This is a genomic window from Trueperella pecoris, from assembly GCF_014926385.1.
GTDB lineage: Bacteria > Actinomycetota > Actinomycetes > Actinomycetales > Actinomycetaceae > Trueperella > Trueperella pecoris.
The window spans coordinates 1,016,287-1,031,555 of the sequence record NZ_CP053291.1 but is presented as its reverse complement, the minus strand read 5'-3'; the positions used below and the strand labels follow the sequence as shown (position 1 = coordinate 1,031,555).

13 protein-coding genes are annotated in these 15,269 nt (G+C 62.4%); all 13 read left to right on the top strand.

The window, feature by feature from the left end; translation table 11 throughout:
- Nucleotides 1–9: 9 nt before the first annotated feature.
- The 13 genes from HLG82_RS04945 to HLG82_RS04885 all read left to right on the top strand — a co-directional run bounded on the left by HLG82_RS04945 (nucleotide 10) and on the right by HLG82_RS04885 (nucleotide 15,248).
- Nucleotides 10–1,989 (top strand): heavy metal translocating P-type ATPase, encoded by a 1,980-nt coding sequence (locus HLG82_RS04945; RefSeq protein ID WP_193327582.1) that lies wholly within the window; start codon nucleotides 10–12, stop codon nucleotides 1,987–1,989.
- On the top strand, nucleotides 1,973–2,530 hold the full coding sequence (efp, locus tag HLG82_RS04940; protein ID WP_193327581.1) for an elongation factor P: 558 nt from the start codon (nucleotides 1,973–1,975) through the stop codon (nucleotides 2,528–2,530). The genes HLG82_RS04945 and efp overlap by 17 nt, the downstream gene beginning before the upstream one ends.
- Nucleotides 2,530–3,036, top strand: coding sequence for a transcription antitermination protein NusB (locus tag HLG82_RS04935; RefSeq protein ID WP_193327580.1), 507 nt, complete (start codon nucleotides 2,530–2,532; stop codon nucleotides 3,034–3,036). The genes efp and HLG82_RS04935 overlap by 1 nt, the downstream gene beginning before the upstream one ends.
- A 97-nt stretch (nucleotides 3,037–3,133) precedes the next feature.
- The gene (locus HLG82_RS04930; RefSeq protein WP_193327579.1) at nucleotides 3,134–3,544 is read left to right on the top strand and encodes a carbamoyl-phosphate synthase domain-containing protein; all 411 of its coding nucleotides are present in this window, start codon (nucleotides 3,134–3,136) and stop codon (nucleotides 3,542–3,544) included.
- Nucleotides 3,544–6,810: a carbamoyl-phosphate synthase large subunit gene (gene carB / locus HLG82_RS04925; protein WP_193327578.1), complete on the top strand. Its 3,267-nt coding sequence runs from the start codon at nucleotides 3,544–3,546 to the stop codon at nucleotides 6,808–6,810. The genes HLG82_RS04930 and carB overlap by 1 nt, the downstream gene beginning before the upstream one ends.
- A gap of 168 nt (nucleotides 6,811–6,978) precedes the next feature.
- Entirely contained in the window at nucleotides 6,979–7,290 is a 312-nt protein-coding gene (gene mihF / locus HLG82_RS04920; RefSeq protein WP_193327577.1) for an integration host factor, actinobacterial type, read from the top strand.
- 141 nt (nucleotides 7,291–7,431) lie between these two features.
- Entirely contained in the window at nucleotides 7,432–7,983 is a 552-nt protein-coding gene (gene gmk / locus HLG82_RS04915) for a guanylate kinase (RefSeq protein ID WP_193327576.1), read from the top strand.
- Between the two features lie 51 nt (nucleotides 7,984–8,034).
- A complete protein-coding gene (gene rpoZ, locus HLG82_RS04910) occupies nucleotides 8,035–8,298 on the top strand; it encodes a DNA-directed RNA polymerase subunit omega (protein WP_193327575.1) in 264 nt (87 codons plus the stop codon).
- A complete protein-coding gene (gene coaBC, locus HLG82_RS04905) occupies nucleotides 8,291–9,595 on the top strand; it encodes a bifunctional phosphopantothenoylcysteine decarboxylase/phosphopantothenate--cysteine ligase CoaBC (protein ID WP_500814660.1) in 1,305 nt (434 codons plus the stop codon). Before rpoZ ends, coaBC begins: the two co-directional genes overlap by 8 nt.
- The gene (gene metK, locus HLG82_RS04900) at nucleotides 9,588–10,772 is read left to right on the top strand and encodes a methionine adenosyltransferase (RefSeq protein WP_193327574.1); all 1,185 of its coding nucleotides are present in this window, start codon (nucleotides 9,588–9,590) and stop codon (nucleotides 10,770–10,772) included. Before coaBC ends, metK begins: the two co-directional genes overlap by 8 nt.
- Nucleotides 10,773–10,804: 32 nt before the next feature.
- Nucleotides 10,805–12,889, top strand: a complete 2,085-nt coding sequence (locus HLG82_RS04895) for a primosomal protein N' family DNA-binding protein (RefSeq protein WP_193327573.1) — start codon at nucleotides 10,805–10,807, stop codon at nucleotides 12,887–12,889.
- A 32-nt stretch (nucleotides 12,890–12,921) separates the two neighbouring features.
- Nucleotides 12,922–13,845 (top strand): methionyl-tRNA formyltransferase, encoded by a 924-nt coding sequence (gene fmt / locus HLG82_RS04890; RefSeq protein WP_193327572.1) that lies wholly within the window; start codon nucleotides 12,922–12,924, stop codon nucleotides 13,843–13,845.
- Nucleotides 13,842–15,248 (top strand): transcription antitermination factor NusB, encoded by a 1,407-nt coding sequence (locus HLG82_RS04885; RefSeq protein ID WP_193327571.1) that lies wholly within the window; start codon nucleotides 13,842–13,844, stop codon nucleotides 15,246–15,248. Before fmt ends, HLG82_RS04885 begins: the two co-directional genes overlap by 4 nt.
- Nucleotides 15,249–15,269: the final 21 nt, after the last annotated feature.

Genomic DNA, 15,269 nt, shown 5'->3' with positions numbered 1-15,269 from the left:
GATGTGTGTATGGAGACGATCAAGACATTTTTTGTGCGCTATCCGCTGGTTGCCATTGTGGTCATTGCCGGCCTCATCGGCGTCGTTCTGGCGTGGACGGGAGCCGAGCCCGTTGCGCGATGGGTGGTCTCCGGCGTCGCGGTCTTTATCGCACTCCTTCAGCTCAAGGGCATGGTCGAGACGCTCCGCGAGGGGAGCTTTGGCATCGACATCCTTGCAGTGACCGCTATCGTTTCAACCGTGACTGTGGGGGAGTACTGGGCGGCCCTGGTTGTGTGTCTGATGCTCACGGGCGGTGAGGCGCTTGAGGACTTCGCCGAGCACCGGGCCGGTGCGGAGCTGACCGCCCTGCTCGAGGGTGCACCCACGATCGCCTACCGAAAGATGGGCGCAGGCGTGGAGGAGATTCAGGTCGACGAGGTCGAGGTCGGCGATAGGCTCCTCGTACGTCCGCACGAGACAGTACCGGTTGATGCGCGCCTACTGAGCGAACGCGCGCTGATTGATGAAAGCCAGCTCACGGGCGAATCGATGCCAGTGGGCCACGTCAAGGGAGACACGCTGCTGTCGGGCTCGATGAACGGATCGGCGGCGATCGAGGTCGAGGCGAGCGCGACGGCCGCGAATTCTCAGTATCAGCGCATTGTCTCGCTCGTCAATGAGGCTCGCGAGTCGAAGGCGCCTTTCGTCCGCCTAGCGGATCGCGTGGCAGTGCCTTTCACGCTGGCGGCCTTCGTTATCGCGGGGCTCGCGTGGTACTTCAGCGGCAATCCCATGCGCTTCGCACAAGTTCTTGTGGTCGCGACTCCCTGCCCCCTCATCATTGCGGCTCCTGTGGCGTTTATGGCTGGCATGTCGCGCGCGGCACGGGGCGGCATGATCGTGAAGAACGCGGGCACTATCGAGCAGATCGCGAAAATCAAGTCGCTCGCGTTTGACAAGACGGGCACCCTCACGAGGGGTGAGCCGGAGATCGCCGTCGTTTCTGAGTTTGACATCGACGAGCTCATCCGCCTTGCCGCCAGCGCTGAGATGTTTTCTTCCCATCCGCTTGCCAAGGCGATCGTGGCGGCGGCGGGACCCGGCGTCGTTCACCCGGAAGAGTCGCACGACATTGCCGCTCAGGGTGTTGCTGCGACCGTCGAGGGTAAGTCCGTCAAGGTCGGCAAGTACGGATTCGTCACCGGGACGCAGCAGGGCTTGCCCGATCGTTTCGAAGCGGGGCGGTCCGCCATTTATGTCTCCGTCGACGACCAGCTCGTGGGCCGCTTCGAATACAGCGACCCCATTCGCCCCGAGACGCCCGCGACGCTAGAGGCCGTGAAGTCGATCGGCATCGCGAACACGGTCATGCTGACCGGAGACAGCGAACAGGCCGCCACCAGAGTGGCAGGCGAGCTCGGCATCGATCACGTCCGGGCCGGCCTACTTCCCGAAGACAAGGTGGCGGCCGTCACGTCGCTCGGTCCGAGGCCCGTGATGATGGTCGGCGACGGCGTCAACGACGCCCCCGTGCTGGCCGCGGCCGATGTCGGCGTGGCCATGGGTGCGCGTGGCTCTGCCGCAGCCGCCGAGTCGGCCGACGTTGTCATCATGCTTGACGACCTCACGCGACTTCCGCGCCTTCTGCTCGTCGGGCAACGAACAATGCGGATTGCCTGGCAGGCGATCGCGATCGGCGTCGGGCTGTCGGTGGTCCTCATGATCCTCGGCGCCACAGGAATGATGCCGGCCTTCGTCGGGGCATGGATGCAGGAACTCGTTGATCTCGCTTGCATTCTTTGGGCGCTACTGGCGGCACGGCCCTCGAAGCTCGAGGAGAACCTCTTACTTGAGGTTGACGACGCCGAGGGACGGCCCACGATTTGCAGGCGGCTCACTAGCGCGCAATGCCACACGGTGGCAATGGGCGATCGGCGGTCCTTGACGGTAAACTTGACGCGAAACCGAGTCTTACAACGATTGGAAAAATGTGGCAACTACGAATGATCTGAAGAATGGTATGGTCCTCAAGATTGACAACCAGCTGTGGCAGGTCGTCGAATTCCAGCACGTCAAGCCTGGCAAGGGCCCGGCCTTCGTCCGTACCAAGCTCCGCAACGTCCTCTCGGGCAAGAACGTCGATCGGACGATGAACGCTGGCGTGAAGGTCGAGACCGCTACGGTCGATCGCCGCGACATGCAGTACCTGTACAACGACGGCGAAGACTTCATCTTCATGGACCTTGAGACCTACGAGCAGCTCCCGGTCTCGGAAGCTGTTGTCGGCGATGCGAAGAACTACATGCTCGAAAACCAGAACGTCATCGTGGCCATGCATGAGGGCTCGGTGCTCTTCATCGAGCTCCCCGCCTCGGTTGTCCTCGAAATCACCTTCACCGAGCCGGGCCTGCAGGGCGATCGTTCGAACGCTGGCACCAAGCCGGCCACCCTCGAGACGGGCTACGAGATCCAGGTTCCGCTCTTCATCGACCAGGGCACCAAGGTCAAGGTCGACACCCGTACCGGCGAATACCTGAACCGCGCCTAATGTCGAATCGTCCTAACCCGAAGCGAAAGGGCCGTTCGCTCCAGCGTCAGATGGCGCTCGACGTCCTCTTTGAGGCCGACGCACGTGAAGTCGCGGATCTGCGTGGCCTGCTCGAAGAACGCAAGAGCGTGTCTACCCACATGGTGCCGATCGGTGAGTACGGCATCACGATCGTTGACGCGTACGCGGACGCTGCCGCTGACGTCGATTCGATGATCGAGGCCGCGTCTCCCAAGTGGTCTTTGGAACGCATGTCGATCGTTGACCGCAGTCTCCTGCGCGTTGGCGCGACAGAAATCATGTTCCTTGGCGTCGACGTGCCGGTTGTCGTCTCGGAGATCAAGTCGCTCGCGCGCGAGGTCTCCTCTGACAACGCGGTGCCCTTCGTCATGGGCGTGCTGAACAGGGTCGGTGAGATTCGTTACGCGGAAACTGCCGGGTTGCGTGAATCCGGCGATTCTCCGTCTGATACGGGGCGGGGGGACGACGCTCCCTCGGTGAGCTAGTCTCACATCGTGGCAAGCATGCTTGTCGCTATTTGGACGCCGACTTTCGAGTCGGCGTCTTTTATTACGATGAGGTAAATCAACTGGTGGAGGTCACATGAGCACTTCAGCAAGGATCGTTTTAAGTGACGGTCGGGAATTTCGAGGAAAGCTCTTCGGAGCTCGAGGAAGAAGAAGCGGGCCACTGATCATTTCGGCATCGGCCACCGGGTACGAAAAGGAGCTCACGGACGTTGCTCACGCGGGAGCAATCGTCCTCTTTACGACTCCTCACATCGGAAACACGGGCCTCAATCTCGCCGAGGCCGGGGTGGATTCGCTCGCGGCGGCCGGCGTGATCGCGCGTGATCCTGTGTCACGTTCATCGAGTGCCCACGCAGCCGTCGAGCTCGAAGACCAGATGCGCCAGGACGGCGTCGTTGGAATCTGTGAAGTAGATACGCGCGCGATCGTGCGCCACGTACGCGGCCGCGACATGACCGCGACGATTGTGAGTGAGGAAGACTAATGCCACGTCGTAGCGACATTTCATCCATTCTCGTGATCGGATCCGGGCCGATCGTTATTGGTCAGGCGTGCGAGTTCGATTATTCGGGCACACAAGCCTGCCGCGTGCTCAAGGAGGAGGGTTTCCGGGTCATCCTCGTCAATTCAAACCCGGCTACGATCATGACCGATCCGGACATGGCGGACGCCACGTACGTTGAGCCGATCGTGCCCGAGGTCGTCGCACAGATCATTGACAAGGAACGGCCGGACGCGGTGCTTGCCACGCTCGGAGGCCAGACGGCGCTTAACACGGCGATGGCGCTGGCAGAGGACGGAACCTTTGAGAAATACGGCGTGGAGTTCCTTGGCGCCGATGCCGACGCAATTCGCAAGGGCGAAGATCGCCAGGCATTTAAGGACGTCGTCGAGGCATGTGGCGGCGAATCCGCCAGATCCTACATTGCCCACAGCCTCGAAGAATGCCATCGGGCCGCCGATGAGCTGGGCTACCCGCTCGTCGTGCGTCCTTCGTTCACGATGGGCGGCCTGGGTTCGGGCCTGGCGCATAACCCCGCGGAGCTGGAACGGATCGTGGGTGGCGGCCTACACTATTCGGCTACCGCGGAAGTCCTCCTCGAGGAGTCGATCCTCGGATGGAAGGAAATCGAGCTCGAGGTCATTCGCGATGCGAAGGACTGCGCTATCCTCGTCTGTTCCATCGAGAACTTTGACCCCGTGGGCGTCCATACGGGCGATTCGATCACCATGGCTCCCGCCCTGACCCTGACCGACGACGAATTCACCGCCGTGCGAGATCTTGGCATGGCCATTATCCGTGAGGTGGGCCTCGCCGCCGGCGGATGCAACATCCAGGTGGCGATCGACCCGGACACGGGCCGCATGGTCGTCATCGAGATGAACCCACGCGTCTCACGATCCTCGGCGCTCGCTTCGAAGGCCACCGGCGTCCCGATCGCCAAGGTGACCACCAAACTCGCGGTAGGATATACGCTTGATGAGATTGCCAATGACATGACGGGTAGGCCGCTGTCGGAGGGAGATCCGGCCGTCGATTACGTCGTCGTGAAGGTTCCCCGCTTCGCCTTCGAGAAGTTCCCGGCAGCCGACGACACGCTGACCACCACCATGAAGTCGGTGGGCGAGGCCATGTCGCTGGGCCGAAACTTTACCGAGGCGCTACAAAAGGCGATGCGATCGATTGATAAGAAGGGATCGATCTTCCATTGGGAGGGCCAGCCTGATGTTCCTGCTCTTCTTCAGGCAATTGCGCGCCCGACTCAGGATCGCATCATTCAGATCCAGCAGGCGCTTCGCGGCGGGGCAAGCGTCGAGGAGATTCATGCTCTGACGGACATCGATCCGCTCTTCCTCGATCAGATTGCCCTCATCAACCAGGTGGCGGACGAGATCAAATCTTCCCCCGCGCTGACGGTGGATGTGCTGTCGCGCGCCAAGCGTCACGGCTTCTCTGACCAGCAGATCGGGCAGATTCGCGGCATGGGCGAAGAGGCCGTGCGCGAGGTGCGGTGGGCGTATGACCTGCACCCGGTCTACAAGATGGTTGACACGTGCGCCGGGGCACTGCCCGCCTCGACCCCGTACATGTATTCGACCTACGAGCAGGAGAGCGAGGTGCTTCCTCGCGAACGACCCGCCGTGCTGATCTTGGGCTCGGGCCCGAATCGTATCGGGCAGGGCCTCGAGTTCGATTACTCGTGCGTGCAGGCCACGTTCGCGCTCAACGAGGATTTTGAGACGATCATCGTCAACTGCAATCCCGAAACGGTTTCCACGGACTACGATATCTCCGACCGGCTCTACTTCGAGCCGCTCACGCTTGAAGACGTGCTCGAGATCTATCGCGCCGAATCCCTGGCCGGACCGATCGCCGGCGTGATCGTTCAGCTGGGCGGGCAGACGCCGCTTTCGCTGGCCAAGGATCTGGCCGCCGCGGGCCTGCCGATCGTCGGAACAACGCCGGAGGCCATCGACATGGCCGAGGACCGCGCACTTTTCGGCACGGTCTTGGACCAGGGTAACCTTCAGGCTCCCCAGTACGGCACCTCTATGTCGGATCGTCAGGCGATCGAGGTGGCAGAGTCCATCGGCTATCCGGTTCTTGTGCGGCCCTCGTACGTCCTCGGCGGGCGCGGAATGCAAATCGTCTACTCGCGCGAGGAGTTGGAGAAGTACCTTGCACGCCGCGAGTCGGAGAAGACGGACGCCTCGCATCAGGCCGCGCCGTTGCTGATCGACCGCTTCCTCGACGACGCGACCGAGATCGACGTCGACGCGCTCTACGACGGCGAAGAGCTCTTCCTCGGCGGAATCATGCAGCACATCGAAGAGGCAGGCATCCATTCGGGCGACTCCTCCTGCACGCTGCCTCCGATCACGCTCTCTCAAGAGATGATCGACCGGATTTGTCAGGCTACCGAGACGATCGCGCGTGGAGTCGGCGTCGTCGGCTTGGTCAACATTCAGTTCGCAATTCAGTCCGGTGTCTTGTACGTAATCGAGGCCAACCCGCGTGCCTCGCGGACAGTTCCTTTCGTGTCGAAGGCGACGGGCATCAAGCTCGCGCCCGCCGCGACGCGGATCATGATGGGGGAGAAGATCGCTGACCTCAAGGCCAGCGGTGCTTTGCCCGATACGGACGCGAGGATTCTCGACCTCGAGTGTCCGATTTCGGTCAAGGAGGCGGTGCTTCCGTTCAAGCGCTTCGTGACCACCGAGGGCAAAGTTGTCGACACTGTGCTGGGCCCCGAAATGCGCTCGACGGGCGAGGTCATGGGCATCGGCGCGACGTTCCCGGCTGCTTTCGCCAAGTCCCAGAGCGCGGCGTACGGCGGTCTGCCGACCTCGGGCGCCGCATTCGTGTCGGTATCTAATACAGATAAGGCCGGGATGATTCTTCCTGTGCTCCAGCTGGTGGATATGGGATTCGAGATCTATGCGACGACGGGCACGTCTCGCGTGCTTGATCGATATGGCATTCCCACTCAGCCGGTTGCCAAACTCTCCGAGGAAGGTGAAACCAACGTTGTCGATCTCATTTCCTCTAGGGAGGTCGACATGGTGGTCAACACCCCGAATTCGCAGGGGGCTCGCGCCGATGGGTACTCGATACGTGCAGCCACCACCGGTGCGGATCTGCCGATGATGACGACCATTTCCGAGTTCACCGCCGCGGTTCAGGCGATCAAGATGATGCGTGTCGGCAAGCTCGGAATCAATACCTTGCAGGAGCACAACGCGCGCTAGCGCCAGCGAAAATTCGTTGCAGCGTGTCGCCTAATTTTTGTTAGGCGACACGCTGACGTGCAAAAACAACAGAATACCAATTTTACTTACAGCAAATCCCAAAAATGTCCGGAAAATGTCACGTGTGGACGATATATTGGCCTTATCCCAAACGTGAGGAGAGGCACCATGGCTTTACCATCATTAACACCGGAAGAGCGGAAGGCCGCTCTCGATAAAGCCGCAGTAGCTCGAAAGAGGCGGGCGGCTATCAAGGATGACCTCAAGGCAGGAAAGATTCGCCTGTCGAAGGTCCTCGAGCTCGCTAAAGATGACCCGGTCATTGCTAAACTCAAGGTCACTTCGCTCCTGCAGTCTCTGCCGGGAGTTGGACCAGCCAAGTGCGAGGCCATTATGGAGCAGGCGAGAATCGCGCCGTCGCGCCGCGTGGCGGGCCTTGGCAAGCATCAGTTCGCCAAACTCATTGATATGTTCGGCTAAACCGTCCAAGGACGTGAAGAAAATGGCGCTCGTCAGGGCGCCATTTTCCTTGCCCGGTCCTGCCCTGTTACGTGCGTGTGATGTTGTATTGGTAGGCCCGTGTGGCTTGGGGTGATTGCGGCTTTCTGGCACGATAGAGGCATGCAAGCATTCGTACTCACCGGCCCCACCGCGGTCGGTAAAGGAACTGTCATCGCCGAGTTGGTCAAGGCCATTCCAGACCTGTGGTTCTCGGTTTCGGCCACAACGCGTTCGCCTCGTCCGGGCGAAGTTGATGGCAAGAACTACCACTTCATCACGCACGAACAGTTCGACCATATGGTTGCCGATGGGCAGATGCTCGAGTGGGCCGTCGTCCACGGGCAAAACAAGTACGGTACTCCGCGCGGGCCCGTAGAAAAGGCGTTGTCAGAGGGACATACTGTCCTGCTCGAGGTGGATCTCGACGGTGCGCGCCAGATCAGAAAGTCCATGCCTGAGGTCACCCAGATTTTCCTCGCCCCACCCTCGTGGGAAGAACTCGAAGCCCGGCTCAAGGGTAGGGGAACCGAGGGAGAGGCCGAGCAACGGCGTCGTTTGGAAACGGCGAAGGTTGAACTGGCAGCTGAAGGCGAATTCGACGTCGTCGTCGTGAACAATACAGTGGCACAGGCCACCGAGGACCTACTTAAGATTGTGGGCCCCAAGCGCTAGAATTTAAGGTCGATGCCTTGTTTCAAGGCCAAAATTCGTGGAGAGGCAAATATGTTCGGAACCACCCCTAATCCTGAGGGCATCACCTCGCCGGCAATCGATGAGCTGCTGGACAAGGTTGATTCGAAGTACACGCTCGCTGTCTACAGCGCTTCGCGTGCGCGCCAGATCAATTCCTACCGTCAGGAAATGAAGTCGGGCGATCAGAACATCACCAACATCGGACCGCTCGTTGCCGCGCTACCCGAGGAAAAGCCGCTGTCGGTGGCCCTGCAGGAGATCGCGGAAGACAAGCTCTCGCTGACCATTGATTAACATTGAGTCGAGAGCCTCCCATCCGGGGGGCTCTTTTCCATCTACGCCGCCGCGCGTCCTCGTGGGTGTTTGTGGCGGCATCGCCGCATACAAGGTTGCCACTGTCGTGCGGCTGCTCCGCAAAGCGGGCGTTGACGTTCGTGTCGTGCCCACTCCTGCTTCGTTGGACTTCGTCGGGATAACGACATGGAAGGCTCTCTCGGGCCAACCCGTCTACGTCCACACGCCCGAGGGGGCGGAGAACGTCGTCCACGTCAATACCGGCCAGCGGGCCGACCTCGTCCTCATTGCCCCCGCGACAGCCAACACGATGGCCAAGGTTGCGGCCGGCATTGCCGATAATCTTCTCACCGCCTCCGTGCTGGTTGCGACATGCCCGGTCATGATGGCGCCGGCGATGCACACGGAGATGTGGAATAACGCCGCGACACAGGCCAACGCCGCGACGCTTCGGTCGCGCGGGGTCGAGTTCATCGGCCCGGAGAGCGGACACCTGACGGGTAGCGATTCGGGCATCGGTCGGATGAGTGAGCCGGAAACTATCGCCCAGGCGGTCCTCGATCGTCTGGGAGCGCGCGGCCAGGAAGCCGAGACGGCGCACGGGCCCAGCGTGGGCGAGCGCGCGGGAGACCTCGCAGGCCTGAGCATCGCCATCTCTGCCGGGGGAACACGCGAGCCAATTGATCCAGTGCGTTTCATCGCTAACCTTTCCACCGGTCGGATGGGCGTTGAGCTGGCCAACGAAGCCCTCGCCAGGGGCGCGACCGTGAGCCTGGTGTCAGCCAACATCGACGCGTCGGTGGCGGGGATGGTCAGCCCGGGCGTCCAGGTGAGCAAGGTTTCGACGGCGCACGAGCTTGAAGCTGCGATGGAGAAGCTGGCAGCAACTCATGACGTTATTGTGATGTCGGCGGCTGTGTCGGACTTTCGGGTCGACAATAGCGCCGACGTGAAAATTAAGCGAGGGACGCCGCTCAAGCTATCTCTCGTCGAAAATCCCGATATTCTTGCTGGCCTTGCTCGCCATAAGCGGGAAGGCCAGATTGTCGTCGGCTTCGCAGCCGAAACCGGTGATGAACATGTCGATTATCTTGAGTATGGCCGCCAAAAGGCTCGCCGCAAGGGCGCTGACCTGCTTGTGATCAACCGCGTCGGAGCGCAGGCGGGTTTCGGGGATGTGGACACGACTGTGACCATCGTCGATTCACAGGGCCGCACACTCTCCGACGCCACCGGCTCCAAACGTGATGCCGCTGCCGCGATTATGACCGCTATAGCTAGGAAGAAAAGTGACTAAGCTCTTTTCCTCAGAATCTGTAACTGAGGGCCATCCGGATAAGGTCTGTGACCGTATTTCTGACACGATCCTCGATGCGCTGTTGGCCAAGGATCCCCAGTCGCGTGCCGCGATCGAGACGGTTGCGACCACCGGCCTCGTGTTGGTCGTCGGCGAGGTGACGACGTCGGCCTACGTAGATATTCCCGAGCTTGTTCGCGCAGCCGTGCGCGACATCGGCTACACCTCATCGGCAATCGGGTTTGACGCCGATTCGTGTGGCGTGACGGTGTCCATCGACCAGCAATCGCCCGATATTGCAGGTGGCGTGGACGCTTCGCTGGAGGCGCGCACGAGCGGGGAGGTCGATCTTTTCGCCCAGCAGGGGGCAGGCGATCAGGGCCTGATGTTCGGCTACGCGACGAACGAGACCGCGTCGTTCATGCCGTTGCCCATCCACCTGGCGCACCGGTTGGCGGAGCGACTGACGGAGGTTCGTAAGCGTGGCATCGTTCCCGGCTTACGTCCTGATGGCAAGACGCAGGTCACGGTTGGTTACGACGACGAGCGGCCGGTCGCGCTTCGAACGGTCGTGGTATCTACCCAGCACGACGCCGACGTGACCCAGGAATGGCTGGCGAAGGCAGTTCGGGAACACGTGGTGTTGCCGGTCCTAGCAGCGCATGCCGACATTGACACCTCGGACATGGACATCCTTGTTAACCCCTCGGGCCGTTTTGTCATCGGCGGGCCGCAGGGAGATGCTGGCCTGACCGGACGGAAGATCATCGTCGACACGTACGGCGGCATGGCACGCCACGGGGGAGGGGCGTTCTCAGGCAAGGATCCGTCAAAGGTTGATCGTTCCGCCGCTTACGCCGCCCGTTGGGTAGCGAAGAATGTTGTCGCCGCTGAGCTGGCCGATCGTTGCGAGGTACAGATCGCCTACGCGATCGGCCGCGCGCATCCGGTATCGGTGCGCATCGACACCTTTGGGACCAACCATGTGGACGAGGCCACCATCGAGCGGGCAGTGGAGAAGGTATTCGACCTGCGCCCGGCCGCGATCATTCACGACCTCGATCTGCTCAAGCCGATCTACGCCCAGACGGCCGCCTACGGCCATTTCGGCCGGACGAATGCGGAATTTACCTGGGAGCGCACGGACCGCGTCGAGCGGCTGCGCAACGCTCTGTAAAATTTGTCGGCGCGTCATGATTGAATACAGTCATGACGACCAACGTGGCGGGAGGGCTCTTCAACCTCCCAGAATTCGGACATCAGGAAGAGCTTCTCTCCCTAAGCCCGCTGGCGCGCGAACTCGATTCGGGAGTGGATCGTCCCGTCGCGCGCGTCCTGCTGGACATGCCGCAGCCACACATGGATCGCCTGTTCGACTATGAGATTCCGGAAAAGATGGCCGGGATTGAGGAAGGCGCGCGGGTCAAGGTAGATGTGGGCTCGCGCGTGGTTGATGGCTTCGTGATTGAGCGCTCTGAGACGACGGCGGCGGGGCGGCTCCGGCCGCTACGTCGCGTCGTGTCGCCGATGGCGGTGTTGACCCCCGAGGTCTTCGAGTTGTGTCGCACAGTGGCGGCTCGGCAGGCGGCGCCCACAGCTGACGCCGTGCGGCTGGCCGTGCCGCAAAGGCACGCCCGCGCCGAAAAGGAATTTGCGGCGCTCCCCGAGCGCGCAAGCCAGGCCGTTCGCCAGGTCGGCGAATCCGCATGGGATCACTACATCGGCGGTCCGGAATTCGCCGCACAGTTGCGTGCCGGTAGGCGTCCGAGTGCCGTGGTGCAGTTGCGCGCGAGGGATCGCGCTCAGCATTTTCTTCCCTTCCTCATTAGCACCATCCGTCAGGCTGACGAATCCGTCATCGTCGTCGTGCCTACGCCCGTGGTCGCCCGCCGGCTTGCGGCGCTCATTGAGCAGGAGGTGGGCCAGACTCCGGCGCTCATGGTCTCGGAGGACGACCACGCAACGCGGTACGCCACTTTCCTGAGTGTGCTCTCGGGCCGAGCGAAGGTTATTGTCGGCACGCGTAGCGCAGCCTGGGCGCCTGCCCAAGATCTTGGCATGGTTGTGCTTATTGACGATCATCATTCGGCGCTCACTGAACAACGCAGCCCCTACGTGCATGCCCGGGAGGTGCTCGCCATACGCGCCGAGCTCAGCGGCTGCTCATTCGTTTCGCTCGACTACGGACCATCGGCCGAATTGGCCGTTCTCATCGAGCGCGGCAAAGCTCAGTGGATTACTCCGGCCGCGAGCGCGCATCGTGACGGGGTAGCCCAGATCATGTCGGCGAACGATTTTCGTTCCGAGGGCGTGGAGCTCAGCCGGATGCCGTCTGCTGTGTTCGCCGTTGCGCGCGACGGCCTGGAGCGTGGTCCGGTCCTCTTTGTGGTTCCGCGTGCCGGCTACATCCCACTCACGGCGTGCCAGAATTGCCGCGAGATCGCCAGTTGCCCGCAATGCGCAGGACCGCTGTCGGTTACGCACCTGGGCGCTCCGCTCGTATGCTCGCGGTGTTCACTGCGGGTTTCCCGTTTCGTCTGTTCGAACTGCCACGGCACACAGGTGCGGGCCGTGCGGATCGGATCGCAGCGGACGGCCCATGAGATTGGCCGCGCTTTTCGAGACGTACCGATTCATGTGGCCGGTGTGGGCCAGCAGGTGGGGGAGCTGGACGCCTCGCGGAGGATTGTGGTCGCCACGCCGGGCGTCGTACCGAGCGTGGAGGGCGGCTACGCCGCGGCGATCGTCCTTGACTCCGGTTATCTGCTGCGATCGAACCGACTCGAGGCAGAGGTACATTTCCTGCGGACATTGGCCCACGTGGCGGCGCTCGTGTGTCCGCGCTCGTCCGGAGGGAAACTACTTATCGTCGGTGATGTTCCGTCGGATCTCGTCGCAGCCCTGCACACGTGGGACATGGCGGGATGGACATCCATCTTGCTCGCTGAGCGTGCCGAGATTGGACTCCCGCCCACCTCGTGCTGGGTGGAGCTCAGGGGTAGCCGGGACAGCCTTCGAGAGTTTCTTGGGCTGCTGCGTGCCGTGGCATCAGAACAGGGCTTTGTGTCAGACGAAGCGCCGCTGGACGCGTTGTTGGCGGGCGGTGCTCGCGACGTCATTGCGGGACTGACCGTCCTCGGTCCGCACGCGGCGGGTGATGCCCTCGTCGCCTATCTGCGATTCGCCGAATCTGAACGCGCTGTCAAGACCGCTGCCATCTACACAGCGTTGCGCGAGGCGTCGGCAAAGAAGTTGGCTCATGGGCTACGCGTCACGGTCGACCCGGCGTTGTGACGGCGCTTGGGTTTACCACGTAAGATGAGCGCGTGCGTATTATCTTTGCCGGTACTCCAGATACCGCTGTTCCATCGTTGAAGAGGCTCCATCAGGACCACGAGGTGCTCGCGGTGCTCACGCGCGCGCCCGCGCCCGTTGGGCGCAAACGCGTGCTGACGAAGTCTGCCGTGCACGCTTATGCCGAAGAACTCGGGCTACCGGTCCTCACCCCGGCCTCGTTGCGCAAGGGCGAGATTCGCCAGCAGCTTACCGAGCTGGCGCCCGACGCGGTGGCGGTGGTTGCTTACGGCCTTCTCATCCCACCGGCGCTCCTCGATGTGCCTCGGCATGGCTGGCTTAACCTGCATTTCTCACTGCTGCCCAGGTGGCGTGGAGCTGCTCCCGTGCAGTACGCCATCGCGAACGAAGACGCACAGACGGGCACGTCGGTTTTCCAGATCGAGGAGGGTCTCGATACGGGGCCGGTCTTCGACGCCGAAGCGCGCCGGCTGACGGAGGACGATACGGCGGGCGAGGTGCTCGCCACCCTCGCGGAATCGGGAGCTAACCAGCTGGCTCGGGTGCTATCGGCGCTCGAGGCGGGTGAGGCTACCTCCGTAGCCCAAACAGGTGAGGTCACGCTGGCACCTCGCTTTTCTTCTCACCACACCCGCATCGACTGGTCGCTTCCCGCATCGCGCATCTCGGCCCAGACTCGTGGCTGGTGGCCGGCGCCCGGTGCGTGGACGACGCTGGGCGGCACGCGCGTGAAGCTGGCTCCGGTCCGCGTCACTGAGGAGATCCTGCCCGCAGGTAGCATCCGGGTGAGTAAGAACGTTCTGGTCGGCACGGGAACAACCGCCGTCGAGCTCGGCGACGTGGGTCCGGCAGGTAAGTCCTGGATGAGTGCCGATGATTGGGCGCGGGGGATCGCCCTCGACGGGATGGCCTTCGATAACGAGGTGAAAGCATGAGTGAACGCAATACCGGTTGGCGGCCAGGGCGGGCCAAGTCCGATCCGGCACGCCGCGTCGTCTTCGACGTTCTCATGGAGGTGGCGGGCAAGGGCGCCTACGCCAACATCGCGTTACCACGCGCAATTCGCGCCGCGCGCCTGAACAAGCAGGACGCGGCCTACGCCACCAACCTCTGCTACGGAACCTTGCGCCTTCAGGGGCGTTGGGACGCCATTGTCGCTCACTGCATGGATCGCACGCCTGATCTGGCCGTCCAGGTGTTGTTGCGTATGGGCACCCATCAGCTCCTCGAGCTACGCACTCCTGCCCATGCCGCGATTAACGAGACGGTCATGCTGACGCGTAACGAGGTCGGCACCGGAGCCTCTGGCTTCGTCAACGCAGTTCTTCGGCGCGTCAGCGAGCGTAGCCCGAAGCAGTGGCAGGAACAGCTCAAAGCCGACCACGGCAAGGTCAATTCGGTTGGCTTCCTGGCGGACTGGTTCTCCCATCCGGCGTGGATCGTGCGCGCCCTGTCGGAGGCACTGCGGGCCCACGGGCGCACTCACCGCGATCTTCTCAGCGTGCTCAAGGCTGATAACGAGCCCGCCGGCGTCGCCCTTGTTGCCCGGGACATCTCCATCAACGCGCTCCAATCGGATATCGGCCGCGGAAAGATGAGCTCGGAACCGGGTCACCTGGTGGACAGCGCTGTCGTTCTTCACGGGGGAGACCCCGGCCGAATCTTCGCGATCCAGGACAGGATTGCCGGTGTCCAGGATGAGGGCTCCCAGCTGGTGGCCAGAACGCTCGCGGCCGCGCCCCTCGAGGGCCCCGACGCGCGTTGGCTTGACATGTGCTCGGGACCGGGTGGAAAGACTGCCACGCTGGTCGCACTCAACCCCAATGTCACGATTTACGCCAACGAGCTCCACGAGCACCGACTCGATCTCGTGGCCGACTCCGTGGGCCCGTGGGCCGATCGCGTCAAGCTTCGACTCGGCGACGGCCGCGACATCGGCGAGGAAGACCCCCTCAGCTTCGACCGCATTCTCATCGACGCTCCCTGCACAGGCATCGGTGCGCTTCGGCGTCGTCCCGAGGCGCGGTGGAATAAAGACGCGGGCGACGCGCTCGACCTCGTCAAACTGCAGCTATCCCTCCTCGAATCGGGCTGGGAGGCCCTCCGCCCGGGCGGCATTCTCGGATATTCGACGTGCTCGCCGTACCTTCCCGAGACTACCGGGGTTGTGGAGACGTTCCTCGCGGGCCGGGACGACGCCGTCGTTTTCGATGCGAGGCAGATCGCCTCGACGCAGGCCAAGTTCCCCATCGACGGCAGCGGGCCCTACCTGCAGCTCTGGCCCGACGAGCACAAATCGGACTCCATGTTCCTTGCGCTCTTGAGCAAGCGTGCCTGAAGCCCGCCCTCGCTCGTCCAC